Annotated in this window: 20 protein-coding genes; 17 read left to right on the top strand and 3 right to left on the bottom strand. The window is 60.4% G+C overall.

What is annotated here, in order from left to right:
- Positions 1-67 precede the first annotated feature (67 nt).
- From V6R85_RS10960 to V6R85_RS10945, 4 genes are all read left to right on the top strand, one after another.
- Positions 68-2860: a TonB-dependent receptor gene (locus V6R85_RS10960; protein ID WP_112958583.1), complete on the top strand. Its 2793-nt coding sequence runs from the start codon at positions 68-70 to the stop codon at positions 2858-2860.
- Between the two features lie 104 nt (positions 2861-2964).
- The gene (locus V6R85_RS10955; RefSeq protein ID WP_003506796.1) at positions 2965-3720 is read left to right on the top strand and encodes a hypothetical protein; all 756 of its coding nucleotides are present in this window, start codon (positions 2965-2967) and stop codon (positions 3718-3720) included.
- Between the two features lie 14 nt (positions 3721-3734).
- The gene (locus tag V6R85_RS10950) at positions 3735-5582 is read left to right on the top strand and encodes a type I secretion system permease/ATPase (RefSeq protein WP_111797143.1); all 1848 of its coding nucleotides are present in this window, start codon (positions 3735-3737) and stop codon (positions 5580-5582) included.
- Positions 5569-6882 carry an HlyD family type I secretion periplasmic adaptor subunit gene (locus V6R85_RS10945; RefSeq protein WP_003506792.1) on the top strand — a complete coding sequence of 438 codons (1314 nt, stop codon included), beginning with the start codon at positions 5569-5571 and terminating at the stop codon, positions 6880-6882. The genes V6R85_RS10950 and V6R85_RS10945 overlap by 14 nt, the downstream gene beginning before the upstream one ends.
- 24 nt (positions 6883-6906) lie before the next feature.
- Here V6R85_RS10945 and V6R85_RS10940 read toward each other — a convergent pair whose 3' ends face one another.
- Together V6R85_RS10940 and V6R85_RS10935 are read right to left on the bottom strand one after the other, a co-directional pair.
- On the bottom strand, positions 6907-7827 hold the full coding sequence (locus V6R85_RS10940; protein ID WP_162691101.1) for an SMP-30/gluconolactonase/LRE family protein: 921 nt from the start codon (positions 7825-7827) through the stop codon (positions 6907-6909).
- Between the two features lie 33 nt (positions 7828-7860).
- On the bottom strand, positions 7861-8574 hold the full coding sequence (locus V6R85_RS10935; RefSeq protein ID WP_020808676.1) for a GntR family transcriptional regulator: 714 nt from the start codon (positions 8572-8574) through the stop codon (positions 7861-7863).
- Positions 8575-8677: 103 nt separating this feature from the next.
- On the opposite strand from V6R85_RS10935, the gene V6R85_RS10930 reads away from it, so the two are divergent.
- From V6R85_RS10930 to V6R85_RS10885, 10 genes are read left to right on the top strand one after another with little or no spacing between them, the layout of a single operon-like run.
- On the top strand, positions 8678-9730 hold the full coding sequence (locus V6R85_RS10930) for a Gfo/Idh/MocA family protein (RefSeq protein ID WP_111791754.1): 1053 nt from the start codon (positions 8678-8680) through the stop codon (positions 9728-9730).
- Positions 9723-10739, top strand: coding sequence for a Gfo/Idh/MocA family protein (locus tag V6R85_RS10925; protein WP_020808678.1), 1017 nt, complete (start codon positions 9723-9725; stop codon positions 10737-10739). The genes V6R85_RS10930 and V6R85_RS10925 overlap by 8 nt, the downstream gene beginning before the upstream one ends.
- Positions 10736-11809, top strand: a complete 1074-nt coding sequence (locus V6R85_RS10920; RefSeq protein ID WP_003506782.1) for a Gfo/Idh/MocA family protein — start codon at positions 10736-10738, stop codon at positions 11807-11809. The genes V6R85_RS10925 and V6R85_RS10920 overlap by 4 nt, the downstream gene beginning before the upstream one ends.
- Positions 11810-11831: 22 nt before the next feature.
- Complete coding sequence (locus V6R85_RS10915; RefSeq protein ID WP_020808679.1) at positions 11832-13103, top strand: ABC transporter substrate-binding protein; 1272 nt, start codon at positions 11832-11834, stop codon at positions 13101-13103.
- Between the two features lie 57 nt (positions 13104-13160).
- Positions 13161-14129 (top strand): carbohydrate ABC transporter permease, encoded by a 969-nt coding sequence (locus tag V6R85_RS10910; RefSeq protein WP_003506778.1) that lies wholly within the window; start codon positions 13161-13163, stop codon positions 14127-14129.
- Positions 14122-15165, top strand: a complete 1044-nt coding sequence (locus V6R85_RS10905) for a carbohydrate ABC transporter permease (protein WP_060724823.1) — start codon at positions 14122-14124, stop codon at positions 15163-15165. Before V6R85_RS10910 ends, V6R85_RS10905 begins: the two co-directional genes overlap by 8 nt.
- A 22-nt stretch (positions 15166-15187) precedes the next feature.
- Positions 15188-16267, top strand: coding sequence for an ABC transporter ATP-binding protein (locus V6R85_RS10900; protein ID WP_112952805.1), 1080 nt, complete (start codon positions 15188-15190; stop codon positions 16265-16267).
- Between the two features lie 37 nt (positions 16268-16304).
- Positions 16305-18029, top strand: a complete 1725-nt coding sequence (gene araD, locus V6R85_RS10895) for an L-arabinonate dehydratase (protein WP_060724821.1) — start codon at positions 16305-16307, stop codon at positions 18027-18029.
- Positions 18030-18040: 11 nt separating this feature from the next.
- Complete coding sequence (locus V6R85_RS10890) at positions 18041-18838, top strand: NAD-dependent epimerase/dehydratase family protein (RefSeq protein ID WP_111780369.1); 798 nt, start codon at positions 18041-18043, stop codon at positions 18836-18838.
- Positions 18839-18872: 34 nt separating this feature from the next.
- Positions 18873-19583 carry a ribonuclease activity regulator RraA gene (locus V6R85_RS10885; RefSeq protein ID WP_003506768.1) on the top strand — a complete coding sequence of 237 codons (711 nt, stop codon included), beginning with the start codon at positions 18873-18875 and terminating at the stop codon, positions 19581-19583.
- Between the two features lie 3 nt (positions 19584-19586).
- On the opposite strand, the gene V6R85_RS10880 is transcribed toward V6R85_RS10885, so the two are convergent.
- A complete protein-coding gene (locus tag V6R85_RS10880; protein WP_162724166.1) occupies positions 19587-21938 on the bottom strand; it encodes a helix-turn-helix transcriptional regulator in 2352 nt (783 codons plus the stop codon).
- A 136-nt stretch (positions 21939-22074) separates the two neighbouring features.
- Here V6R85_RS10880 and V6R85_RS10875 point away from each other — a divergent pair, with 136 nt between their 5' ends.
- From V6R85_RS10875 to V6R85_RS10865, 3 genes are read left to right on the top strand one after another with little or no spacing between them, the layout of a single operon-like run.
- On the top strand, positions 22075-23103 hold the full coding sequence (locus V6R85_RS10875; RefSeq protein ID WP_111797146.1) for an ABC transporter permease: 1029 nt from the start codon (positions 22075-22077) through the stop codon (positions 23101-23103).
- The gene (locus tag V6R85_RS10870; protein WP_019564714.1) at positions 23103-23984 is read left to right on the top strand and encodes an ABC transporter permease; all 882 of its coding nucleotides are present in this window, start codon (positions 23103-23105) and stop codon (positions 23982-23984) included. Before V6R85_RS10875 ends, V6R85_RS10870 begins: the two co-directional genes overlap by 1 nt.
- Positions 23985-23988: 4 nt before the next feature.
- Complete coding sequence (locus V6R85_RS10865) at positions 23989-25635, top strand: ATP-binding cassette domain-containing protein (RefSeq protein WP_112958584.1); 1647 nt, start codon at positions 23989-23991, stop codon at positions 25633-25635.
- The last annotated feature ends 14 nt before the right edge of the window (positions 25636-25649 follow it).

The raw sequence follows: 25649 nt of genomic DNA, 5'->3' as shown, positions 1-25649 counted from the left end.
ATCGTCTTTTTGTTGAGTAATCCGGTCAAGATATATCCGGAGCGAAAGACAGGAAGACGAAAGCAATATGCGCCTCCAGACATGCAAGACCGGTTCAGAGGAAAAAGCGGCAAAGCAGGCGCGCAGGGGCGTGCTGCTGGCGACAACGGCGATCGCCGTTTCATTCGCCGCGCCTATTTTTGCTCAGACCGGGACTGACACCGCAAATTCTCAGCGCCCCGGTGGTGAGCAGGGGGCAACGCGGCCATTCAATATTCCCGCCCAGTCACTATCCTCCGTCGTGGGCGCTTTCGGGCGTCAATCCGGCCTTCAGGTCACGCTTGCCACCCCGTCTGCCGGCAATGTGCGCACCAATGCCGTCACTGGCAGTTTCACGGTACGGGATGCGCTGTCGCGGTTGCTGGCGGGAACGGGGGTCAATTTCCGCATCACCGGAAACGGCAGAACCGTCATCATCGGCACGGGGCAATCGACCGTCGATCTCTCGGGGACGGAGGGGACGACGGTTCTCGAAACCATTACCGTGACCGGCAAAACCGGGCGTAATTCCATTGCCGGCTCCGGTTATCAGGGCACGCCCGACTGGGTTTATGAAACGCCTGCCAGCGTCAGCGTGGTTGGCCGTGAGGCGATCCAGTCGGCCGGCGTGCGCAACACGCGCGATGTTTTCAACCGGGTTTCGGGCGTTTATGCCGGCGAAGGCAATGGTAGTTTCCCAACCGTTTCGCCCAATGTGCGCGGTTTGCAGGAAAGCGGCCGCGTGGTCGTCTCCATTGATGGTGCGCGGCAGAATGCGCAGCGTGGTGCGGCTTTCGGCGGCGCGACGAGCTACACCGCAAGCGCCGGGCAGGGTTATGTCGATGTTGCTTTCATCCGTGCCGTCGAAATCGAGAAAATAACCAATGCGCGCTCAGGCAATGCCGGCTCTCTGGGTGGCAAGGTCGAGTTCCGCACCGTCAGCGCCGATGATCTGATTGCCGCAGGTGAGAACAAGGGTGGGGAAGTGAATGTTTCCCGCGGCACCAATGGCTATGATTTTCAGGGCTCGGTTCTCGGCGCCGTCCGCTCGCCGGATGGTCCTCTTTCCTTCGTCGCCGGCTACAGCCGCACGATCATGGATGAATACAAGATCGGAACAAAGGGTGAGGCCCGAAGCACCGCGCTGACGATGAAAGACCTGCTCGGCCGCGATGGCTGGTCCACCTTTTTCAAGGGTGAAGGCGACTTCGGCGACGTGAAGGCCTCGCTTTCCTGGATGCATCAGGAGAATGATTTCGTTCAGGGCGCGTCCACGGTGATCGACCGGGAAAGCGTGCGAAACGACAGCGTTGTTGCGAAGCTGGACTGGGACCCGGAGAGCGAGCTCATCGACTTCAAATCGTCGCTGTGGCTGAACGATAATATGACGCATGAACTTCGTGCGGCGCGCAATAAACTCGATGGAAGCGCTGGCTATGCTTCTGAAACCAATCTCGACATGGGCCTGCGCAGCTTCGGCGGTAGTCTGGAAAATACCAGTCGTTTCGACACGGTGGCGGGTGCACTCAGCCTGAATTATGGAGCGGAAGCCTTCCGGGACATCGCTACCTCCGTGGCCACGAGTGCCACAATCGTGCAAAATCCCGCTTATGCCAGCAGTTACACGGCTTTCAGTCCCGCTGGAAGGCGCGATGTCGCAAGTCTGTTTTTAAACGGGGAATTGGAGCCGGCGGATTGGATCACGCTCAGCGGCGGTGTGCGTTATGATTGGTCGCGCCTGAAAGGGTCAGCGACTTATTACAGCACCCGCAGCTATCTCATCGACACGTCTGTTGCTTGCGATCCCGTTCGTAACCACTATACGGCTCTAGACTATTTCAATCGGGTCTTTCTTCCGGCAAATCCGAGCTGGGCGACACGTTATGCGCTTTATCTCGCGCGTGCCTGGCCCAACGCCTCGGCGGGCTGCATGCCGGGAACCGGTACAACCACGCCGCCGATACCCGTCACCGAATACCCTGAGCACAATGTCGATATCGATCGCACCTACAGCGACTGGCTCCCCTCGGCCACCATCGAACTGAAATCCGTCGACTGGTTCCGCCCCTATGTGAGCTATTCCCAGAGCCTGCGTCCGCCGACAATTCTCGAGGCATTTTTCGCCGGTGCGCGTCCGGGCGATAGCGCCGGATACGAATACGCTCCGAACCAGGCCCTGCGCGCCGAAAAAGCGACGACCTATGAAATCGGTGCGAATATCAGCTTCGATGGCGTGCTGCTGGACGACGATTCCATCCGCATCAAAATGGCCGCCTTTCGCCGGGAGGTGAAGGACTACATCGCTCTCGGTTATCTCGTCACGGATCAGGTCCTCGACCGCACCTATACCAGCTTCATCAATCTTGATGGCACGACCTATATGCGCGGGCTTGAATTTGAGGGCAATTACGATGCCCGCAGTTTCTGGATCGGCGGCTCGGCGACGTTTCTGAAGACGGAATGGCCTGAAAAGACACAGGTTTTCTCCAACAGCACTACCACGACAACGGGTGAGATCGTCGCCTGGCCCGGCGATGTCGCGCCCAAGGTGAAGCTGACGCTCGATGGCGGCATGCGTTTCTTCGATGAGAAATTCTCGCTGGGCGCAAGGCTCAACCACGTCACGCCAACGCAGTCGCGCACGCTCGATACGGAGGGCAATCTGCGTGAGGTGACCGATCCCTACACGACGGTGGATCTCTACGGTTCCTATGCCTTCAACGACAAGGCCACGCTTCGCTTCGCCGTCAACAACCTGACGGACCGCAAATATATCCCGGCAGCCAGCGCCTACACGGCGCCGGGCCGTATCTTTATCGCGACGATGAACGTGAAGTTCTGAAGCGTGGAAGAAATTCTCCGGGCTGGGTTGCAGCCCGTCCCGGAGATGAAACGCCTTCGCTACAGGACGAAGGTACCTCTATTGGCCAGCAAAGGAGTACACCTATGGCTACCACAATTCAACTGACGCAGTCTTCCTCCGACCTGATCGGTTACCTCAACGGTTGGACGAGCGGTTTCGGTTCGACCTATGGTGCGTTCTACGACGCTCAGACCAGCTCTCTCGCCACCACCACCATCGATCCGAACACGACCTATGAGGCGTGGGGCGATGGCAGCTCCGGCGGCAAGGGCATCGTCATGAGCGGCGCTCTGCAGTACTCCCAGGGCAACCTGACGGGTTCGGTCGACAGCATCGTTCTCGGCACCGGCTACAGCCAGTCCACCAGCGGCATCGCCGTCAGCCAGCAGGAACTGCTGATCGATCCCGACAGCGCCTACTCGCTCGCCGGCGCGCGCGATCTTCTCGATCTCGCGGTTTACCAGCTTGCCCGCTTCGGTTCGCTGGCCGGCTTCTATGATTATTTTGCGGCCACCGGCACGGTGATCGAGGACACGGCTGCCTCCAACACCCTGACCGGCTTTGCCGGCGCGGATACCTTCGTATTCTCCGGCGGTAATGATGTCGTGCAGGCCGGCCCAACCGGAACCTACGGCTATCAGGATGGCACGGATACGCTCGATGTTTCCGCCTGGGGCGCAACTTCGGTGGACGATTTGTTGTGGTATAATGATAACGGAAATGCCGTTATCCTTTCTGCAGCAGACACTTCCGTCTCCATCACGCTGAATGGCGTTGATGCAAATGTGCTCGATGCATCGGACTTCATTTTTGCCAACGCATCGGCGCTTGCCGCGTAAAGGAAAAACAGGCTGTGGGCTTTCAAAACCACCAGCAGACGCCGCCGCAGTCCCTCACTGCGGCGGTTGTTTCGCCCCTTAAAAGCACGTTTCTCGGCGTCGCGCTCGTCAGTGGCGTGGTCAACATACTCGCGCTGACGTCGCCGCTCTTCATGCTGCAGGTCTATGACAGGGTGCTGGCAAGCGGTAGCCTGCCGACACTGGTCGGGCTCGCTCTTCTCGCACTTGGCCTTTATGGCTTTCAATGCCTGCTCGATATCATCCGCGCGCGTGTCCTGATCCGTATCGGCGAAGACTTTGATATGCGCCACTCCGGCAGGGTGCATGATGCGGTGGTGCGCCTGCCGCTCGTCAATCGCATGCCGGGCGATGGTCTGCAGCCGTTGCGCGATCTCGACAATGTGCGTGGTTTTCTGTCCGGCACGGGGCCGACGGCGTTTTTTGATCTGCCGTGGATGCCGCTTTATCTCGGCATATGTTTTCTGTTTCATTTCTGGATCGGCGTTACGGCCCTTGCCGGCGCGATACTGCTCGTCTCCCTTACGATCCTTACCAATATTTTCTCCCAGAAGCCGATCCGCGACACCATGGTGGAAAACATGGCCCGCAACCGGCAGCTGGAGGCCTCGCGCCGTAACGCCGAAGTAGTGCAGGCCATGGGGCTGGGTGGTCGGCTTGGCAAACGTTGGCAGAATTCCAACGAGGCCTATCTCGCCGCCAATCGCAAGGCGGGTGATGTGGCCGGCGGTCTAGGCAATATTGCAAAATCCCTTCGGGTGGTGCTTCAATCGGCCATTCTTGCTGTTGGGGCATGGCTTGTCATCAACCAGGAAGCCTCCGGCGGCGTGATGATCGCCAGTTCGATCATGATGGGTCGGGCCTTGGCGCCCGTTGATCTTGCCATCTCCAACTGGAAGTCCTTCGTGGCCGCCCGCCAGAGCTGGGCGCGGCTGAGGGAGCTTTTCGCGCAGATGCCGGCCAATGCCGCCGCCATGGCGCTGCCGAAGCCTGAAAAGGAATTGCGGGTCGAAAACGTCACCATCGTTCCGCCGGGAGAGAGAAAGCCGACGGTCACCGGGCTCGGTTTTGTCGTGAGCGCTGGAAACGCGCTCGGCGTTATCGGCCCCTCCGGCTCGGGTAAATCCACGCTTTCGCGCATTCTCGCCGGCGCGTGGATGCCGGCTGCCGGCAAGGTACGACTGGACGGCGCAAGTTTCGATCAGTGGGACCGGGAAACGCTCGGCCGCCATATAGGTTATCTGCCGCAGGGCGTTGAACTGTTCGACGGCACGATCGGTGAAAATATCTCCCGTTTCGAGGATAATCCCGATCCCGAGGCCATCATCGCGGCGGCCAGGGCTGCCGGCGCGCATGAGCTGATCCTGCGTTTCGAAAAGGGTTATGACAGCGATATCGGCGAGGCGGGTTCGGCGCTTTCCGCCGGGCAGCGCCAGCGCATCGGTCTTGCCCGGGCTCTTTATGGTGATCCCTTCATCGTCGTGCTGGACGAGCCGAACGCCAATCTCGATGCGGAAGGCGAAGCCGCCGTGGTGAAGTCGATTTCTTCGGTCAAGGCGCGGGGCGGTATCGCCGTCGTCGTCGCCCACCGGCCGAGCGCCATCGGTGCCGTCGATTTCATTCTGATGATGGAAGAGGGACGGATGAAGGCCTTCGGCCCGCGCGACGAGGTGTTGTCGAAGGTGCTGCGCGCTCCGCAGGCGCAGACAGCCAAGGGATTTACCGCATCCGCCCAGACGGTCTCGCCGCTGCGCGTCGTCGCCAATACCCAGCCTCAGGTTGCTGTGTTGGAAGAGGTCCGTGAAGAAAGCAGCCAGGAAGGAGATGCGGATGTCAAACATTGATCAGCGCAGCCATGTGTCCCACTCCATCCGCAAACATCTTCTTGCCGGTCTTGCCACTGGCGTTGTGCTGCTGGGTGGTGTCGGCGGGTGGGCCGCGACGACCAATCTTGCCGGCGCGGTGGTTGCCTCCGGCCATCTGGTGGTGGATTCCTACAGCAAGAAGGTGCAGCACCCGAGCGGCGGTGTCGTCGGTGAAATTCTGGTGAACGAGGGCGACAGGGTGAAGGCCGGCGATGTGGTCATGCGCCTCGACGCTACCCAGACCCGCGCCAATCTCGCCATCGTCACCAAACGTCTGGATGAGTTGAATGCGAGGATGGCAAGGCTGGAGGCCGAGCGTGACGATCTGCCGGAACTCGTCTTTCCGCAGACTCTCATCGTGCGAAAGGACGATCCCGATGTCGCCTCCGCCATGCGCAGTGAAACCAAGTTGTTCGAATTCCGCAAATCTTACCGCGAAGGGCGGAAAGCGCAGCTTTCGGAACGCATCACCCAATTCGAACATGAGATCGAAGGGCTAAAGGCGCAGGAAGTCGCCTATGATAACGGCCTTGCCGTGCTGGAGGCTGAAATCACCTCGCAGAAATCCCTGCGCGAACAGGGTGTCGTGTCCGTGCAGCGGCTGAACAGCCTGCAGACACAGGCCGCGACATTCGGCGGTGAGCGCGGCGAAAAAATCGCCTATCAGGCGCAGACGGCGGGGCGCATCACCGAAACCAGGCTGCAAATCCTGCAGATCGATCAGGAATTACGAACCGAGGTCGGTCGGGAACTGCGCGAGATACAGGCCCAGATGGGGGAATTCGTCGAGCGCAAGGTCGCCGCCGAAGATCAGCTGAAGCGCATCGATATCGTCGCGCCGCAATCCGGCATGGTGCATGAAATGGCCGTGCATACCGTGGGCGGCGTGGTGACCCCGGCCGATCCGATCATGCTCATCGTCCCTGACGGTGACGAGCTGGCGCTGGAGGTGCAGATCGTTCCGAAGGATATTGATCAGCTGCAGGTGGGGCAAAAGGCGATGTTGCGCATGACTGCCTTCAACCAGCGGGTCACGCCGGAACTGGAAGGCCATGTCAGCCGCATTGCGGCTGACATCACCACCGATCAGCGTAGCGGCCTCTCCTATTATCTGGCACGAATTTCCGTACCGGTCTCCGAGCGGCAGAAGCTGAACAATGCGCCGCTGGTGCCGGGCATGCCGGCCGAGGCCTTCATTCAGACCAGCGAAAGGACGGCGCTGTCCTATATCGCCAAGCCGCTGACGGACCAGATCAGCCGCGCCTTCCGGGAGGAATAGGAATTCGAACCCGGCTTCCGGGCGTTATCCATCGTCGCCAAAACGGAAGCCGGCGAACCCTTTTGTCTGTGTCGGGATCGCCCAGACGCCGCCCGAAAATGGTGCTTTGTTCAGCCGGTCCTCGGACATGTTGTGGCGGTGTGATGTCAGGAACAGGATATTGAAATCGGGCCCTCCGAAGCAAGGCATGGTGGGGTGCGGGACAGGGGCCGCGATGACCTCCGCCTGCTTGCCGTCGGGCGTGAAAACGTTCAGCAGACCGGCGGAAACGCCTGCGCTGTAATAAGTGCCGTTGTTATCGAGACAGCCGCCATCGGGTCTTCCTGTCTCTTCCGTCATCTGGGCCACCAGCACGCCTTCATCGAACCTGCCGTTACTGCTGTCGAATTTTCGCCGTCGTATCCATTTCTGGACGGAATCGCTCTGCCACATGATCGATCCGTCCTGGGAGAAGGCCAGCCCATTGGGGCATGTCAGCCCGGTCTGCATGCGTTCGGCGCTCTTTTCGGTGATCCGCCAAAGTTCGCCATATGGCTGCATGTCCGGGAGCGGCACATTGTGCATGGTTCCCACCCAGAAAGCGCCGTCGGGGCCGACCCGTCCGTCGTTCAGCCGGCAGGGGATGCCTTCCGGTGCCGGAATGGAATGGAGAAGGCGCGTTTTGCCGCTATCCGGATCGAGGATGATAATATCCATGCCGCAGGCGACGATAAGATCGCCGTTCTGACAAAGCCCGAGGCTCGATACCGTGTGCGGGAACGACCATTCGCGATAGAAGCCCGGCTCAAGCGCTGCAGACCGCACCGTTCTGCCGAGGATGTCACACCAGAAAAGCACCTGTCGCCGTTCGTCCCAAACAGGAGATTCCGCAAGTGTGCTCATCGTGTCGCAAAGAAGTTTCGCCTGTGACATGGCAAGCGTTTGTCCGGGATTTGCCGTATTCATGATGCTCGAACCGTTGAAAAAGATGCCGCAGAATTATTCGAAATAGTCCTGATGGTTCTCGAAAACCTGCGAAAGAATGCCGAGGACGCGCCTTAAGTGCTTGCGCAAATCGTCGGCCGCACGGGCTTCGTCCCCGGCCTTGATCGCGTCGTAAACCGCCTCGTGTTCGGAGAGCAGGCGTGCCATATGCGCCTCGTCGGTGATGGCGAGTGCACGCAGGCGATCCAGCCCCGCCTTTTCGCGGATCAGCAGCGTTTCCAGTCTCTCAAGACCCGTCGCAGCGGCAAGCGCGCTGTGGAACTGGTCATCATGCACGCGGAAAGCCTTTCTGTCTCCGCGGCGCATGGCTGCACGCTGGCCATTCAGGGCGTGTTCGATCTCCAGCTCGGCTTCCGCCGTCAGGCCGATCTGGCAAAGCCTGCTAACCGCTGCAACCTCCAAGGCCTCGCGGATGAATTGCGCGCTGCGAATGTTCTTTTCCGATAATCTCGAAACATAGGTCCCGCGGCTTGGCAGGGTGACGATCAGGCCGTCATCCCGCAGGCGGCTCAGCGCTTCGCGCACCGGCGTTCGGCTGGAACTGAAGGATTGCCCGATTTCGTTTTCCGAAACCGCCTGGCCGGGAAAAAGCTCCCGCGAAAGGATGGCCGATTTCAGCGCGGAATAGATCTGGTCAACGACCGGACGGTGAAGGTCCAGTCGTTCCATCGTCGGCACGGTGCCACCTGTTACGGGAATTTTCGGCATATACCCTCCAGCGTTTTCATAACCGGTATACCGGAACACAAGTGTGTTGACAACCGGCATACCGGTATGCAAATGATTGCGCATTGGGAAGGAGGCTCCCGAAATGCAAAATATCAAGACCTGCGTCATCGTCGGTGCCGGAATGGTAGCGAAGACGCATGTGCTTGCCTGTGCGGCAAGCCCTGAGAAAATTCGCCTGAAGGGAATCGTTGATGGTGGTTCCGGCCGCGCCAGGGCGCTGGCCGCGGAAGCGTCGAAACACGCCGGATACGATGTCGTCGTTTATTCCTCTGTCGAGGAAGCGGCGCGCGATGCGGATGTCGATTTCGCCATCATCGCGACGCCGCCCAATGCCCGCATCGATATCGTCGGACAGCTCGCGAAAGCGGGCAAACACATCCTGATGGAAAAGCCCGTCGCCCGGAATACGCAGGAAGCCAATGGTCTTGTGGCTCTCTGTCGTGACGCCGGCGTCACACTCGGCATCATCTTCCAGCACCGCATGCGGGCTGCATCGCAGAAAGCCCGTGAGCTTGTCGATGGCGGCACGCTCGGAGCGCTGGGGCTCTGCGAAATTTCCGTGCCGTGGTGGCGTGCGCAATCCTATTATGATGAACCGGGCCGCGGCACCCTGGAGCGCGATGGCGGCGGCGTTCTGATCTCCCAGGCAATTCATACGATCGATCTGGCATTGAGCCTCACGGGGCCGGTCGCCCGTGTTCAGGCCATGGCGGCGACGACGCGTTTCCATCGCATGGAAACCGAAGATTACGTTTCTGCCGGTCTGCGCTTCAAGAACGGCGCTGTCGGTTCGCTCGTCGCAAGCACCGCAAGTTTCCCCGGTGCTGCGGAATCGATCCTCCTGCATTTCGACAATGCCAGTATGCGGCTCGCCTCCGGCCTGTTGCATGTCGACTGGCGTGATGGCCGGCACGAGACTTTCGGCGGCGCGGCCGCCGGCACGGGCGGCGGCGCCGATCCCATGGCTTTCACGCATGAATGGCATCAGGGCGTCTTCGAGGATTTCGCAGACGCCATCTCTTCAGGACGCCCGCCGGTCGTCACCGGTGACGCGGCTCTTTTGTCTCACAGATTGATCGACGCGATCATCAACTCGGCCGACACCGGCAAGGAAGTGGAACTGCAGGATGACTAAAGCAATCAAGTTCGTCGCTCTTGGCATAGAGCACCGGCATATTTTCGGCATGGCCCAGAATCTGCTGGACGCTGGCGCGGAATTTGCCGGCTGGTGGACCGAAGGCGAACCCGATGTCGTGGAAGGTTTCGTCAAACGCTTCCCGAATGTGCCGCGTGCGGCATCGAAGGAAGCCCTGCTTGCGGATGGCACCATCGACCTCGTGGTGATTGCCGATATCCCCTCCAAGCGTGCCGACCTCGCCATCGCCGCCATGGAAGCCGGCAAGGATGTCATGTCCGACAAGCCAGGCTGCACCACCTTCGAACAGCTCGATCGCCTTCGCCAGACCGTGGCCAAGACCAAACGCATCTGGACCGTCGATTTCTCCGAGCGTTTTGAAGTTCCGAGCGTGACCAAGGCGGCTGAACTCGTCGCGCAGGGCGCCATCGGCCGCGTCATTCAGACTGTCGGCCTCGGCCCGCATCGTCTGAACCGCCAGATCCGTCCGAAGTGGTTCTTCGAGCGTGAAGCTTACGGCGGCATCATCACCGATATCGCCAGCCATCAGATCGACCAGTTCATGTTCTTCACCGGCTCGACCGAAGTGGAGATCGTGGCTGCCACCGTTGCCAATTATGCCAACCCTGATGATCCGGGCCTGCAGGATTTCGGCGAAGTCGTGCTGCGCGGTGACAAGGGCCACGGTTATATCCGCGTCGACTGGTACACGCCCGATGCGCTGCCGACCTGGGGTGACGGCCGCCTGACGATCCTCGGCACCGAGGGTTACATCGAGCTGCGCAAATATGTCGATGTCGGCAATACGGAAGGCACCGACCGCCTCGTTCTCGTGAATGGCGACCGCTGCGAGTATATTGATGCTTCCGATGCTGGTTTGCCCTATTTCGCCCGTATCTGCGACGATATCCGCAACCGCACGGAAACGGCAATGACGCAGGAACACGTCTTCAAGGTCTGCGACCTCTCGCTTCAGGCACAGGCCAAGGCTGAGGGAGTCTCGAAATGATCGGTGTTGCCATCATTGGCGCCGGCATCGGCGCCCAGCATCTGAGCGGCTATCGCGCACTGCCCAAACGCTTTGTCGTCAAGGCGATCTGCGATCTCGATCTGGAGCGCGCCCGCTCCGTCGCCGGCGATGATACCTCCATTCGTCTGACCACCGATCTCGATGAGGTTCTGGCCGACGAGAGCATCCAGCTCATCGACGTCTGCCTGCCGCCGCACCTGCATTTCCCTGTCACGCTGAAGGCGCATGCTGCGGGCAAGGATGTGGTCTGCGAAAAGCCGCTGGTCCGCTCGCTGGAAGAGGCCAACGCGCTGATCGACTCCGTCAAGAAGACCGGTCGCGGTGTGTTTCCGGTCTTCCAGTACCGTTTCGGACACGCCATGCGGCAGCTGCGCGCGCTGATCGATGCCGGTCTTGCGGGCAAGGCCTTTGTCGCAAGCTCGGAAGTCCATTGGAACCGGGGCGCCAGCTATTACGACATTCCGTGGCGCGGTACGTGGAAGGGCGAGTGCGGCGGCGCGATCCTCGGCCACGCCATTCACGCCCATGATCTTCTCTGCCACGTTCTCGGCCCGGTCGACGAAGTTTTCGCCATGGCCGACACGCGCGTCAACAAGATCGAAACCGAAGATTGCGCGGCGCTCAGCTTCCGCATGAAAAGCGGTGCGCTGGCGACGAGCTCGGTCACGCTCGGTGCGGCCGAAGATACCTCGCGTCTGCGCTTCTGCTTTGAAGGGTTCACTGCCGAGAGCGGCACGCTGCCCTACCGCCCGGCTGAAGACACATGGCGTTTCATCGCCCGTGCACCGACGACGCAGGATCAGATCGACGCCGTTCTGGCAACGGTGGCCGATGGCGAAAACGGCTTTGCCGGTTTTGTCGAAGCCATTGCCGACGCGATGGAAGGACGCGGCGGCAAGGAAGTGACGGTTCATGACGGCTTGCAGTCCATCGAACTCGTCACCGCCATCTATCGCTCGGTCAGGGAAGGAAAGCCGGTTCGCCTGTCCGACGCCGCTGAAGGCGAGTGGATCAAGGGCTGGGCACCGCGCGCATCCGCCAACGCATAATCATCTAAAGGGAGGAAACCAGATGACCAGAAAATACAGCATGGCACTGGCGCTCGCCATTGGCGCAGCGTCCTTTGCTGGCGCCGCCCAGGCGGCGCAGGAAGTGCGCTTCACCTGCGCTTATGACGGAAACGGCTGTGAGATCCTCAAGGACATTCTCGCCCGTTACGAAAAGCAGCATACGGACGTCAAGATCGTCACTGACGTCGTGCCTTACAAGGCGCTTCTGGAAGGCCTGCCCGTGCAACTCGCCGGTGGCAGCGGCCCGGATTTCGCAACCGTAACCGACCTTGGCGGTCTCAACCGCTATTATCTCGATCTCACGCCCTATGTGGACGCGAAATATTGGGAAGACAATTTCTCGAACGTGCTGAAATGGTACCGCAGCGGCCCTGACGACAAGGGCATCTACGGCATGCACACCCAGCTCACCATCACCGGCGCTTTCATCAACCGCACCCTGTTCGATCAGGCCAATGTGGCCGTACCCGGCAAGGATGCAACGCTGGACGATTGGGCGAAGGCTGCTAGTGCCGTCGCCAAGGCAACCGGTACGCCCTATCCGATGGCCATCGACCGTTCCGGCCACCGCATTGCCGGTCCGGCCATTTCCTATGGCGCAAAGATTTTCGACGCCGATGGTAAGCCCATTCTCGTCGATGAAGGCTTCACGACCTTCGTGAAGAAATTCGTCGAATGGAACAAGGACGGCACCATGGCGCGCGACGTCTGGGCCGGACAGGGCGGCAATACCTATCGTGACGCCGCACAGGAATTCATCAACGGCCAGCTGGTCTATTATTATTCCGGCAGCTGGCAGACCGCGCGTTTCGACAGCCAGGTCGGCGATGCGTTTGACTGGGAAGTCGTGCCGCAGCCCTGTGGTGGCGCTGCCTGCACCGGCATGCCTGGTGGTACCGGCGTTGTCGGCTTCAAGCAGACCAAGAACCCGAAAATCGTTGCCGACATCCTGAACTTCCTCGCTCAGGACGAGAATTATCTCGACTTCACCGTTCGCACCCGCAACGTTCCGGCCCACAAGGCCGTGGCCGACAAGGGCGTGACCTATACCGGTGCGACGCCTGCGACGCAGAAGGCCATGAACGCCTGGCTGGACCAGATCCCCGGCCTCAGCCCGATTGCCTACACCTATCAGGGTTACAAGAACAATCGCGCCATGTTCAACATCTCCGTCCAGCGCATCACGCAGGCCATCGTCGGTGAAAGCACCGTTGATGAGGCCATGGCCCGCGCGAAGACGGACCTCGAGGAAGCGTTGAAACAGGCAAAGTGATCCATCGCCTTCCGGCGCGGTGCATGCCGCGCCGCGCCGGATCGAAGGAGGACCCTCATGTATAAATTTCTTGCGCCCGTCATGGGCATCGTCGAACTGCCCTTTGCCTTCCTGCAGAAGGTTCTCGGCCATCGGCGGATCGCGTGGGTATTTCTCACACCAAACCTGATCCTGTTCGCGGTCTTCGCCTTTCTGCCGATCGTGCTGAACATGGCCTATTCCGTGACCGGCAGCGAACACATATTGCTTTCCGAACGCCCTGCCGTGGGCGGCGAAAATTTCTCGGTCCTTCTTTCCTGTCAGAACTACCTCGACCCCAATTCCTGTGAGCGTGACCTGTTCTGGCGCTCCGTCTGGAACACGGTTTTCTTCGTGGTGCTGCAGGTGGGTTTTATGGTCGGCTTTTCGCTGATCACGGCCATCGTGCTCAACCGCGATATCCGGGCGCGGGGGTTCTTCCGTGCCGTCTTCTTCTTCCCCGTGCTGTTGTCGCCCGTCGTTGTGGCCTTGATCTGGAAGTGGATTCTCCAGCGTTTCGGCGTTCTCAACGCCGCGATGGAGGGCCTCGGTCTCGGTTCGGTCGACTGGTTGCTCGAAGCCAATCTTGCCTTCGGCTGGTCGGTCTTCCTCTCAGTCTGGGCGCATATGGGCTTCTACACGCTCATTCTTCTGGCCGGCCTGCAGGCGATCCCGCGCGATGTCTATGAGGCGGCGCAGCTCGACAAGGCAAGCCCTTGGCGCATCTTCCGGCGCATTACGCTGCCGCTGCTTGCACCCACCATGCTCGTCGTTCTCGTCCTGTCGCTCATCAAGGGCGTGCAGACCTTCGATGAAGTCTTTGCCTTCACGGGTGGCGGCCCGGGTTCGGCGACCACCTTCATCATTCAGTTTATCTATCAGACCGGCTTTGCCGGGACGCCCCGCAATTTCGGCCTTGCGGCTGCCGCTTCGCTGCTGCTCGCCGTGGTGCTCGTGGTGCTGACCGCCCTGCAATTCCGGGCAAACAGGAGCAAGGTCGATGGCTAGGATTGGCGCATTTCTGACCCGTACCCGCGGCCGCAACGGCAAGCTGCACTGGACCGACTGGCTGTCCTACGCCTATCTCGGCGTGGCCGTGCTGATGATGTTCGGCCCCGTCGTCTGGCTGGTGCTCTCCTCGTTCAAGACGGAAGCCGATCTGCAGCGTTTCCCGCCGCGCCTCCTGCCCTATACGCAGGAAACCGTGGTGGTGGACGGGCAGGCAGCGCCGCTGCCGGCCTATGTCGACAAGGATGGCCGCAAGTTCGGCATGATCAGGCGCATCGGCCTCGTTGCCCAGGTGGTTGACCCGGCAAAGCCCACTGAAGTCCTGAAGATGCAGTTCAACGAGCTGAAGCCTGCTGAAAAGGTGGCGCTCGCCACGGAAAACTACACCGAGCTTTTCCAGCGCTTCAATTTTCCGCTTTATTTCTGGAACTCGACCTTCATCACGGTGACGTCAACCCTCATCATGCTAATCGTCAATTCCATGGCGGCCTTTGCGCTCTCGAAATACCAGTTCAAGGGCAGGGGCGTGGTGCTGGCGCTGGTTGTCGGCACGCTGATGATCCCGCAGACCGTCGTGCTGGTGCCGCTGTTTCTCATCACCAGCCAGCTGGGCATGATCAACAGTCTCTGGGGCGTCATCATTCCCGGTGCCGCCACCCCGACCGGTGTCTTTCTGCTGCGGCAATATATGCTGACGATCCCGGATGAAATCCTCGATGCCGCCCGCATGGACAAGGCGAGCGAATGGAAGATCTACTGGCGCATCATCCTGCCGCTCTCGGCGCCGGCGCTTGCCGTTCTGGCGATCCTTGCGATCATGTGGCGCTGGAACGATTTCCTCTGGCCGCTGATCGTGCTGACCCGCAATGACAACTTCACCCTGCAGCTGGCGCTCAACTCCTTCCAGGGGGAGATGACGACGGAATGGAGCAATCTTCTGGCCATGACGGTGCTGACGCTTGCGCCGATCGCGCTGGTCTTCATGTTCCTGCAAAAATACATCGCCACCGGCATTGCATCGACGGGCGGCAAATAATCCTCAGGGAGGAAATACGACAATGGCAAGTATTCAGCTTCGTCAGGTCAAAAAGACATATGGTGCCCTCGATGTGATCAAGGGTGTCGATCTCGATATCAAGCACGGCGAATTCTGTGTTTTCGTTGGCCCTTCCGGCTGCGGCAAGTCGACCCTGCTGCGCATGATCTCGGGCCTTGAGGAATTGAGCGGCGGCGATATCGTCATCGGCGGCGATGTGGTCAACGCGGTGCCGGCCGCAGATCGCGGCCTTGCCATGGTGTTCCAGTCCTACGCCCTTTATCCGCATATGACGGTTCGCGAAAACCTGTCCTTCGGGCTTGAGAATATCGGCACACCCAAGAAGGACATCGTTGAAAAGGTCAACCAGGTGGCCAAGATGCTGCAGATCGACCAGCTTCTGGAGCGTCGTCCGAAGGATCTGTCCGGCGGTCAGCGCCAGCGCGTCGCCATTGGCCGCGCCGTCGTGCGCGAGCCGCGCGTGTTCCTTTTCGATGAGCCGCTTTCCAACCTCGATGCGGAACTGCGCGTCGACATGCGCGGCGAGATTTCCAGCCTGCACCGGCGTCTCGGCAATACCATGATCTATGTGACGCATGATCAGGTGGAAGCCATGACCATGGCCGACAAGATCGCCGTTCTGCGCGCCGGCAAGCTCGAACAGTTCGGCGTGCCGCTCGATCTCTATAACCGCCCGGCCAATCTCTTCGTGGCGGGCTTCATCGGCTCGCCGAAGATGAACTTCTTCGCCGGCGAAGTGACTTCGGATGCAACCCCGTCCCTGAAGATCGCCACCGGCGAACTGATCCCCCTGCCGCAGACCGGTTTTGCCTACAAGCCCGGTCAGAAAGTGACGCTCGGTGTCCGTCCGAACCATGTGCAGGCGGGTGGCGAAGGCGCACTGACCATGTCTGTGCGCACCGCCGAACAGCTGGGCGGAGAGTCCTATCTTTACGGCACTCTCGGTGATGGCACCCGGGTGACGCTGCATCTTTCCGGCCAGACCTCGACATCGGCTGACGAAGTCATCCGTCTGTCGGCGCCGCTGGAATACATCCATCTTTTCGATACGACGAGCGGGCTGACGCTCCGGCAGGACTGACAGCTCCAGGCGCAACCCGCAACGCAGGACCATTGACATGACCGATAAAAAACTCCGTTCCGACCGCTGGTTCGCGCCCGACGACCTGCGCAGCTTCGGCCACCGCTCGCGCATGATGCAGCTTGGTTATGCGGAGGAGGATTTCGTCGGCAAACCCGTCATCGGCATCCTGAATACATGGTCGGAGCTCAACACCTGTCATTCGCATTTCCCAGAGCGGGTGAAGGATGTGAAGCGTGGTGTCCTGCAAGCGGGCGGCTTCCCCGTCGAAATGCCATCGCTCTCCGTCGATGAGAGCTTCACCAAGCCGACATCCATGCTCTACCGCAACATGCTGGCGATGGAGACGGAAGAAATGATCCGCTCGCATCCGCTTGACGGCGTGGTGCTGATGGGCGGTTGCGACAAGACGACACCCGGCCTCGTCATGGGCGCGATTTCGGCCGGCGTGCCGATGATCTATCTGCCTGCAGGCCCGATGTTGCGTGGCAATTATGCCGGCAAGGTGCTCGGTTCCGGTTCGGACGCCTGGAAATATTGGGACGAGCGGCGTGCCGGCAATGTTACGGATGAGGAATGGCGGGGCGTGCAGGGTGGCATCGCCCGCTCCGCCGGTGTCTGCATGACCATGGGCACCGCTTCGACCATGACCGCCATCACCGATGCGCTTGGCCTCACCCTGCCGGGAGCTTCCTCCATTCCGGCGGTAGATGCCGAACACCAGCGCATGTCGGCAGGTTGCGGCCGGCGTATCGTGGAGATGGTGGGCGAGGAGCTGACGCCGGACCGTATTCTGACCGCGACGGCGTTTCGCAATGCCGCCATCGTCGCCATGGCGACCGGTTGCTCCACCAATGCCGTCGTGCATCTGATCGCCATGGCGCGCCGCGCCGGCGTGCCGATGACGCTGGACGAGCTGGACGAACTTGGCCGGGTCACGCCGCTCATCGCCAATGTCCGCCCCTCCGGCAAAGACTATCTGATGGAGGATTTTTATTATGCCGGCGGTCTGCGCGCGCTGATGAAGCAGCTGGAAAGCCGCCTCGACTGTTCGGCGCTGACCGTAACCGGCCGCAGCATGGGTGAAAATCTCGAAGGCGCGAAGGTCTACAACGACGACGTCATTCGCTCGCTCGACAATCCGGTTTATGCGGAAGGCTCGCTTGCGGTGTTGCGCGGCAATCTTTGCCCTGACGGCGCCGTCATCAAGCCCGCTGCCTGCGATCCGAAATATCATGTGCACGAAGGCCCGGCGCTGGTCTTCGACAGCTATCCGGAGATGAAGAAGGCGATCGACGACGAGAACCTTGATGTCACGCCGGATCATGTTCTGGTGCTGCGCAATGCCGGTCCGCTCGGCGGTCCCGGCTTTCCCGAATGGGGTATGCTGCCCATCCCGAAGGCGTTGATCAAGAAGGGCCACCGCGACATGGTGCGCATTTCCGATGCGCGCATGTCCGGCACGTCCTATGGCGCCTGCGTTCTCCATGTCGCGCCGGAAAGCTTCGTCGGCGGCCCGCTCGCGCTCCTGAAAACAGGCGATATCGTGCGCCTCGACCTGCCGCAGCGACGCCTCGACATGCTGGTCAGCGAAGAGGAAATCGCCAGCCGCCGTGCCGCCTGGCAGGCACCTGCGCCGCGTTATGAGCGCGGTTATGGTTATCTCTTCTCCAAGCATGTCACGCAGGCCGATCAAGGTTGCGATTTCGACTTCCTGCAGACGGATTTCGGCCGCACCGCCGGCGAGCCCGATATTTTCTAAGGGGCACCATCATGTTGAAGCGATTGCTCATCACCGGTGCCGGCGGCAAGCTGGGCAGCATGCTGCGCGGGCGGCTTGGCCATGTCGCCGAAATCATTCGTCTTTCTGACGTCGTTGATCTCGGTTCGCCAGCACCTCACGAAGAGCTCGTTCGTTGCGCGCTTGAGGACGAGCAGGCGGTCCATGATCTCGTGAGGGGCTGCGACGGCATCGTTCATCTCGGCGGAGTTTCCGTCGAGAGGGCCTTCGACCCGATTGAGTCTGCCAATTTGCGCGGGGTCTACAATCTCTACGAGGCGGCACGGCTGAACGGCCTGCCGCGCATTCTTTTCGCCTCCAGCAATCACACGATCGGTTATTACCCGCAGGGCAAACAGCTTGCCCCCGATTCTCCCTTTCTGCCTGATGGTCTCTACGGCGTCTCGAAGATTTTCGGCGAGGCGATGGCGAGCCTCTACCATTCCAAATTCGGCCAGGAGACTGCTATCGTCCGGATTGGCTCTTGCGAAGAAAAGCCCTCCAACTGGCGGATGCTGTCGACCTGGCTGAGCTACGGCGACTTCGTTTCGCTGATCGAGGCCACCTTCTGCGTGCCGAAGCTTGGATGCCCGGTCATCTGGGGCGTATCCGCCAATGATGACAGCTGGTGGGATAATTCCCATGTCGATTTTCTCGGCTGGCAGCGGCGCGATAATGCCGCGCGCTACCGCGCGGAAATCGAACGCGATGTGCCGCGCCCCGATCCCGAGGCTGCGATCGCAAAATATCAGGGCGGCGTCTTCATAGACGAGCCCATTCACAGAACTTGAAACACATCCATCCGCCCATTGCGAGGAGACAGACATGAACAATGAAACGCGCGAAAAACTGATGACGATTTCCGTCGCCACCCTGGCGACGGCGCTTTACAAGCGCGGCCTGCGCAACCAGGTCATCCAGGGCGTGCGCCCGCTGGGCTACAAGGGCAAGAACATGGTCGGCCCGGCCTTCACCCTGCGCTACATGCCGGCCCGCGAAGACCGTAACCAGCTCGTCGAATTCCGCAATCCCGCCCATCCGCAGCGCGTCGCCATCGAAACCTGCCCGCCGGGCCACGTGCTTGTCATGGACAGCCGCAAGGATGCCAGCGCCGCCTCGGCCGGCGATATTCTGGTGACCCGCCTGATGGTTCGCGGCGGTGCGGGCATCGTTTCCGATGGCGGTTTCCGTGATGCGGCCACCATAGCCGAGCTGGATATTCCGGCTTACCACACCCGTCCTTCCAGCCCCACCAACCTGACCAAACACGAGGCGATCGAAATCAACGGCCCGATCGGCTGCGGCGATGCGCCGGTCTTTCCCGGCGACATCATCGTTGGTGACGCGGATTGCGTCATCGTCATCCCCGCGGGCATTGCCGACGAAGTTGCGACCGAGGCGGTGGAAATGACGGCTTACGAAGATTTCGTGGTGGAGCAGGTCAAGGCCGGCCAGACGATCATCGGGCTTTACCCCTGCACCAAGGAAGAACACCAGACGGCTTTTGCCGAATGGCGCAAGAAGAACAACCGCTGAACCTTATAGCCAGCCCAGTGCTTTCGCCGCGCGGATCGCCTCCGCGCGGCGTTTGCAATCCAGCTTGCGGAACAGGTTGCCGAGGTGAAACTTCACCGTCACTTCGGAAATGTTAAGCGTCTGGGCGATCTTCTTGTTCGACATGCCGCTGGCCAGAAGTTGCAGCATCTGCGCTTCCCGCTGCGAAAGCCCGCCATGCAGGGCGCGCGCTTGCGGTGAATTCACCGAGGTGGCGAAAATCGACAGCGCGGTGCGGACATCGGAAGAGGTTTCGATGAAACTGCGGATGCGGCGATTGTTGAGAAGCGGCGACAGGAAGACGCGCTCTTCCGACAGAACCCCGCTGCAGCCAAGGCGGGTTGCCGATTCAAGCGCGGTCAGAATATGGGCACGGGCGGCGGCATTGTCGCGACGCTGGTGCGCGGCATAGCTCTGCCATATTCTGAGCGCGACTTTCTCGCGGTTGGTGACCTTGGGGTTGGCGATCATCGCGTCGATCTGGCGGGAGAGATAGGCGCGCGGCGTGAAAAGATGCACCGCATCGCGCAGCCAGGCCATGACATAGGCGATTTCATCGCGCCGCGTCAGCCGGGAAAGGTCCTCATGCGCACTTTCCACCCAGTTGCGGCCCATCGGCATGCGGATCGCGGAAAGGGTTGCAGCGGCATCCGCCCAGCGGTTGGCGTTCTGATAGGCGATGGCCGTCCTGATTTCCATCATCGCATGGAATTGCAGCCCTTCCGACAGATGAATCCACAGACCGTCTAGAAAACCCGGGCGAACGGTCATCGGAAAATGGTCGATCAGTACCTGCGAAGCATAGTGCAGTGCGAACTGCATGAGGCTCGGCCATATCTCGGCCGCAGCAAAATGATCGAATTCATGTTCGACGAAATGCAGGAGATCGCGGGGCTTTCCGGCCTCATAGGCAAGGCAGGCTTCCGCCAGCCGCAGCATCCGGAACTCCTGCACCGCATCATGCGGCACCTGTTCCAGCCGCGCGCGGGCCTCCTGTGCTGCGTGACGCGCCAGAAGCACATCACCGCTCATCAGCCGCAACACGATCTGGTGCAGGTGGATGAAGAATTCGAGCAAGGGCTGCCCGCCCATCTTGCGCAGATAGATCAGCGCACGGGCGGCAGCCGCCTCCGCCTCGCGGAAATTGCGGCGGCGAATTTCGAACTCCAGCAGCGCATTGTAATAGGCCGCCCACTTGCCGTGGTCGTCCATGGGATAATCGGCCATGAACTCGGCGAGACGCGTTATCACCGCGTCATTGGGCGTCAGATCCTCGGCAATCATCAGGTTCAGCCGGAAGGTGCGGGCGGCGAAGGAAAAACGTGAACTCCGGGCAAGCACCTTCAGCGGATCGAGATAATCCGATCCGAGGCTTTTGCCGAGCAGGTGGCGCACGCGCTGCAATTCACCCTGTTTCAGCAATGCGCGGGTAACGGCAAAGAGCACGGTTTCATTCGTTGCGATCATATCCTGCGAAAACCGCATGATGATCTCGCGAAACCTGTCGACGCTGCTTCGGTAGATCAGTTCGCGGCCATGGGCGCGTTCAAGAATTTGCGCGGCATGGGTCTCATAACCGCGGTCGAGCAGCATCGCCATGGCCGCGAGCGCATGTCCAGCCTTTTCAAAAGCCGATGCGACCTCCACCACGGCGCTGCCGGCCTGCAAGCTGGCGAGACGTTCTCGCGCAGCCAGGGTGAGAAGCCGTATCAGGGTGGGGTGATTTTCGGGGGTTCCAGTCAGGAAGGGCGGCAGCAGTTCTGTCCATTCCGCCTCGGGTTCTGCGGAGGGGTTTTCGAGCCAGAATGAAAGCTCAACCGTCTGGGCGGGTGAAAGATGCGGCAGGTAGTTTTCCCGAAGATAGTCGGCACACAGCTTTTCATCCGGATGCCGGGCAAGCGACAGAAAGGCCGGCCATCCTGCATAATCCTGCAGTACCAGACGCCGCTGTTGAGGGGGGAGGCTTTCGGTCTCATCTTGCCCTAGCGCCAGTTCATCCGGTCCGATGGTAAGCGAACCGCGATGCAGGATCTGCCGGGCCAGTCCGCTTATCCGTTGATCCGGGCGGCAGGCAATGACCATAAAACGCACCGTTTCCAGAATGGCGGCGGGCATGCGCACTGCCCGTGCGAAAACCGGCACGTCCCATAGAAGGCAGTCATTTGCTGCATCATCGCTTCGCGGCTGGTGCGTGCGGCATATCTGCGTTCCCAACTCCTTTGCCAGCATTTCCAGCAGCACGCTTTTTCCCGCGCCCGCCGGGGCGCGCAGAAAGATTATGCCGGCGGTTTCGCTGGCGATTCGGCGGCAGAGGCGGGTGCGGGGCAGGAGTGTCATTCACAAAGGGATAGGGCGTTTAAGCATAAAAACCTATACTCATCTTTCAAAAAACTATACCTTTCAGAGATTGTTCAAAAGGGATGGTGGTGAAAACTTGTGCTCAGGCAACTGATGCACAAGGAACGTTCCACCGATGCAGCAACATCCGCTGGTCGCGATTTTGAACAGGCTCGGCGCTTTCGTGCTGGTCATGATCGCCCTGTCCATCATGATTTTCGTTCTCGCCCGCGTGGTGCCGGGTGATCCCGCCCGCATGGCGCTCGGCCCCGCGGCAACACAGGAACAGGTGGACGCGCTGCGCGGCGAGATGGGTCTCGATAAACCGCTCGCCGCCCAATATCTCGACTATATCGGCAATGCCCTGCACGGCGATCTCGGTTTCTCGCTGGTTTCCCAGCGCCCCGTCACCACCGATCTCGCGCAGACTGTTCCTGCGACCGTCGAACTGGTTCTGGTCTCGGTCATCTTCATGTTTGCCGTCGCCATCCCGCTCGGCGTCATCACGGCGCATTACCGCGACCGTCCGCTCGACCATATCGGCCGTATCCTCTCGCTCACCGGCGTGACGATCCCGAGCTTTTTGTTTGCCATCACGCTGCAATTGCTGGCCGCTCGCTTTCTCTCCGGCTGGCCGATCATCGGTAGGATCGATCACTCACTTGGCTGGCAGGGTGGCCCGACGGGCTTCATCCTGATCGACGGTACGCTTGCCGGACGGTTCGATGTAGTGCTGGATGCGCTGAAGCACCTTGCGCTGCCGGCCTTTGCGCTCTCCATGGCCGGTATCGGCCAGATCACCCGCATCACGCGTTCCTCGATGATCGAGAACCAGCGCAAGGATCACGTGCTCACCCTGCAAAGCTTCGGCGTGCCGGAGCGGGTCATCATCTTCCGTTATCTGCTGAAGCTTTCCTCCATCGCGCCGCTGACGATCATGGGGCTCGAATTCGCCTCGCTGATCGGCAATGCCTTCGTGATCGAAATGGTCTTCGCCTGGGGCGGATTCGCATCCTACGGGCTGAACGCCATCCTTCAGAAAGACCTCAATGCCGTGACTGCCGTGGTGCTCGTGGCCGGCCTGTTCTTCATCGTTGCGAACCTGATCGTTGATGTCCTGATCTCGATCATCGACCCGCGCCTGCGCCGCAAGGAGGCTCGCTGATGGCTGACATGAAAATGCTCGAACCCACCGATCGGGGCTTAAGCGCCGGTTACATGATGTGGTACCGCTTCAGCCGCAATCCGGCAGCGGTCATCGGTTCGCTGATCCTGTTGTCGGTGCTGGTTCTGGCGATCTTTGCGCCCTGGCTTACACCCTATCCCAAACATATCGGCGCGGTCGTCGATTTCCGTGCCCGCCACATGCCGCCGGATCTGGAGCACTGGTTCGGAACCGACAAGGCCGGACGCGACATCTTTTCCCGCACTGTCTTCGGGCTCAGGGTCTCGCTTCTTCTCGTTATCGGCGTGCTCGGCATCTCGGTCCCGGTCGGCACTGTGCTTGGCCTGGTCGCCGGTTATTTCGGCGGCTGGACCGAGAAAATCATCAGTGGCCTGACGAATGTGATGCTGGCCATGCCGCCCCTCGTCATGGCGCTGGCGGTCTCCAACCTGCTGGAACCCACCTTGATGAACGCCATGATCGCGATCACGCTTCTATGGTGGACCTGGCATGCGCGGCTGATCTATTCGGTGTCGAAATCCATCGCATCCGAGGACTATATCGAAGCGGCACGTCTTGCAGGTGCGGGTCCGCTGCACATTCTCTTTCGCGAAATTCTGCCCAATTGCGTCTCGGTCATATCAGTCAAGACGACGCTGGATGCGGCATTCGTCATCCTCTTTGGCGCGACGCTGAGTTTCCTCGGTTTCGGCGTCAAGCCGCCAACTCCCGATCTCGGCTCGATGGTTGCCGATGGGCGCCAGTTCATGCCGGATTTCTGGTGGGAAGTCCTCTGCCCCGGCGCGGCCGTGCTTTACGTGACGCTGGGTTTCAATCTGCTGGGCGACGGCCTGCGTGACATGTTCGACGTGGAAAGCTAAAGCCATGACTGAACCGCTTCTCAAAGTCGAAAACCTCAACGTCACCTTCACCAACTACGGTCGCACGCGCCAGGTGCTGCGCGATGTCGCCTTCACAGTCTCAGCCGGCGAGCGGGTGGCGCTGATCGGCGAAACCGGATCGGGTAAATCGGTCACCGCCAAGGCGATCATCGGCACTTTGCCGAAGAATGCCACTATTGCCTCCGGCGCCATTGTCATCGACGGGCGGGATGTGCTCGCCATGCCGCGAAGGGAACGCGAGGCGCTTAAGGGAACGGCGTTTTCGCTGATCATGCAGGACCCGCTGTCTTCCTTCAATCCGGTCTTCAAGATCGGCACGCATCTCGATGATGTCATGCGCTTTGCCGACAAGCGCAACGGCATCAACTCGTCCAAGGCAGAGCGCCGCACCCGTATCGCAGCGGTTCTGCGCCGCGTGCAGCTTGGCGATACCGAGCGGGTCATGAATGCCTATCCGTCCGAGCTTTCGGGCGGCATGCGCCAGCGCGTGTTGATCGGGCTTGCGTTGCTGCATCAGCCGAAGCTCCTCATCGCGGATGAGCCCGGCACCGCGCTCGACGTCACCACGCAGGATGAAATTCTCAATCTCATCAACCAGCTGGTTGCCGAAGAAAATATGGCGCTGCTGATGATCACCCATAATCTCGGTGTCGTACGTAAGGTGGCGGATCGGGTCGTGGTTATGCACCATGGCGACATCGTCGAGACCGGTCCCTGCACGCAAATCCTGCACGCTCCCGCTGCGGACTACACGCATTCGCTGCTGGATGCGGTGCCGCCGCTCTACGGTCCCCGTGTCGCCGATCTGGCGCAGAGCACACGCTCGCCGATCGTTACCATCGAGGGCCTGAACAAGATTTATGGCAGACGCAACGGTTACCACGCCGTGCGCGATGTGAACCTGACGCTGAAGGACGGCGAAATTTTCGGTCTTGCGGGCGAGTCCGGTTCTGGAAAAACCTCGGTCGCCCGGATGATCATGGGACTTTCTCGCCCGACCTCCGGCAATCTTGTCATCGACGCCCCGTCTCCCGGCCGTGGCAAGCGGCTGACGCAGATCGTCTATCAAAATCCGGGCACTTCCCTAAATCCGAAGCGCACGGTCAGGCAGACGCTTACCCTACCGTTGAAATCCATCGGTATGGACGGTGAGGCGCGCGAACGCCGGATGCAGGAACTGATGGGGCTGGTGCGATTGCCGCAATCCTATCTCGGTAAATATCCGCATGAACTTTCCGGCGGACAGAAGCAGCGTGTCGCCATTGCCCGTGCACTCGCGGCTGAACCGAAGATCCTCATCCTCGACGAGCCGACGGCGGCGCTTGATGTCTCCGTGCAGAAGACCGTTATCGACCTTCTGCTGCAGCTGCGGGAAGAGCTTGGCCTGACCTATCTGATGATCTCGCACGACCTGTCGCTGATGCGCAATTTCTGTTCGCGCATCGCCATCATGCTGCGTGGCGAGATCGTCGAGGAAGGGGTGACGTCTGCGGTTTTCGCCGAGCCGAAGCATCCCTACACCCGCGCCCTTATCGCGGCGATCCCCGTCGTCACCGACGAGGAAGAGCGCCTGAAACCCACCGTGACAGAGGAAGAGCGTATGCGCTTCCTCGTAAAAACGACCGATTGATAAAAGAGGAGCCT

The sequence above is a fragment of the Agrobacterium sp. CCNWLW32 genome, assembly GCF_037083425.1.
Classification (GTDB): Bacteria; Pseudomonadota; Alphaproteobacteria; order Rhizobiales; family Rhizobiaceae; genus Agrobacterium; species Agrobacterium radiobacter.
Note: the sequence above shows the minus strand (reverse complement) of the source record. Positions and strands in the feature narration are given on the sequence as shown.

Coding starts and splice junctions, on each gene's coding strand:
- V6R85_RS10955 (WP_003506796.1), top strand. CDS start 2,965: ATGGCTACCACAATTCAACTGACGCAGTCTTCCTCCGACCTGATCGGT.
- V6R85_RS10905 (WP_060724823.1), top strand. CDS start 14,122: ATGGCTAGGATTGGCGCATTTCTGACCCGTACCCGCGGCCGCAACGGC.
- araD (WP_060724821.1), top strand. CDS start 16,305: ATGACCGATAAAAAACTCCGTTCCGACCGCTGGTTCGCGCCCGACGAC.
- V6R85_RS10940 (WP_162691101.1), bottom strand. CDS start 7,827: ATGAATACGGCAAATCCCGGACAAACGCTTGCCATGTCACAGGCGAAA.
- V6R85_RS10915 (WP_020808679.1), top strand. CDS start 11,832: ATGACCAGAAAATACAGCATGGCACTGGCGCTCGCCATTGGCGCAGCG.
- V6R85_RS10920 (WP_003506782.1), top strand. CDS start 10,736: ATGATCGGTGTTGCCATCATTGGCGCCGGCATCGGCGCCCAGCATCTG.
- V6R85_RS10935 (WP_020808676.1), bottom strand. CDS start 8,574: ATGCCGAAAATTCCCGTAACAGGTGGCACCGTGCCGACGATGGAACGA.
- V6R85_RS10945 (WP_003506792.1), top strand. CDS start 5,569: ATGTCAAACATTGATCAGCGCAGCCATGTGTCCCACTCCATCCGCAAA.
- V6R85_RS10900 (WP_112952805.1), top strand. CDS start 15,188: ATGGCAAGTATTCAGCTTCGTCAGGTCAAAAAGACATATGGTGCCCTC.
- V6R85_RS10865 (WP_112958584.1), top strand. CDS start 23,989: ATGACTGAACCGCTTCTCAAAGTCGAAAACCTCAACGTCACCTTCACC.
- V6R85_RS10885 (WP_003506768.1), top strand. CDS start 18,873: ATGAACAATGAAACGCGCGAAAAACTGATGACGATTTCCGTCGCCACC.
- V6R85_RS10960 (WP_112958583.1), top strand. CDS start 68: ATGCGCCTCCAGACATGCAAGACCGGTTCAGAGGAAAAAGCGGCAAAG.
- V6R85_RS10880 (WP_162724166.1), bottom strand. CDS start 21,938: ATGACACTCCTGCCCCGCACCCGCCTCTGCCGCCGAATCGCCAGCGAA.
- V6R85_RS10875 (WP_111797146.1), top strand. CDS start 22,075: ATGCAGCAACATCCGCTGGTCGCGATTTTGAACAGGCTCGGCGCTTTC.
- V6R85_RS10870 (WP_019564714.1), top strand. CDS start 23,103: ATGGCTGACATGAAAATGCTCGAACCCACCGATCGGGGCTTAAGCGCC.
- V6R85_RS10925 (WP_020808678.1), top strand. CDS start 9,723: ATGACTAAAGCAATCAAGTTCGTCGCTCTTGGCATAGAGCACCGGCAT.
- V6R85_RS10930 (WP_111791754.1), top strand. CDS start 8,678: ATGCAAAATATCAAGACCTGCGTCATCGTCGGTGCCGGAATGGTAGCG.
- V6R85_RS10890 (WP_111780369.1), top strand. CDS start 18,041: ATGTTGAAGCGATTGCTCATCACCGGTGCCGGCGGCAAGCTGGGCAGC.
- V6R85_RS10910 (WP_003506778.1), top strand. CDS start 13,161: ATGTATAAATTTCTTGCGCCCGTCATGGGCATCGTCGAACTGCCCTTT.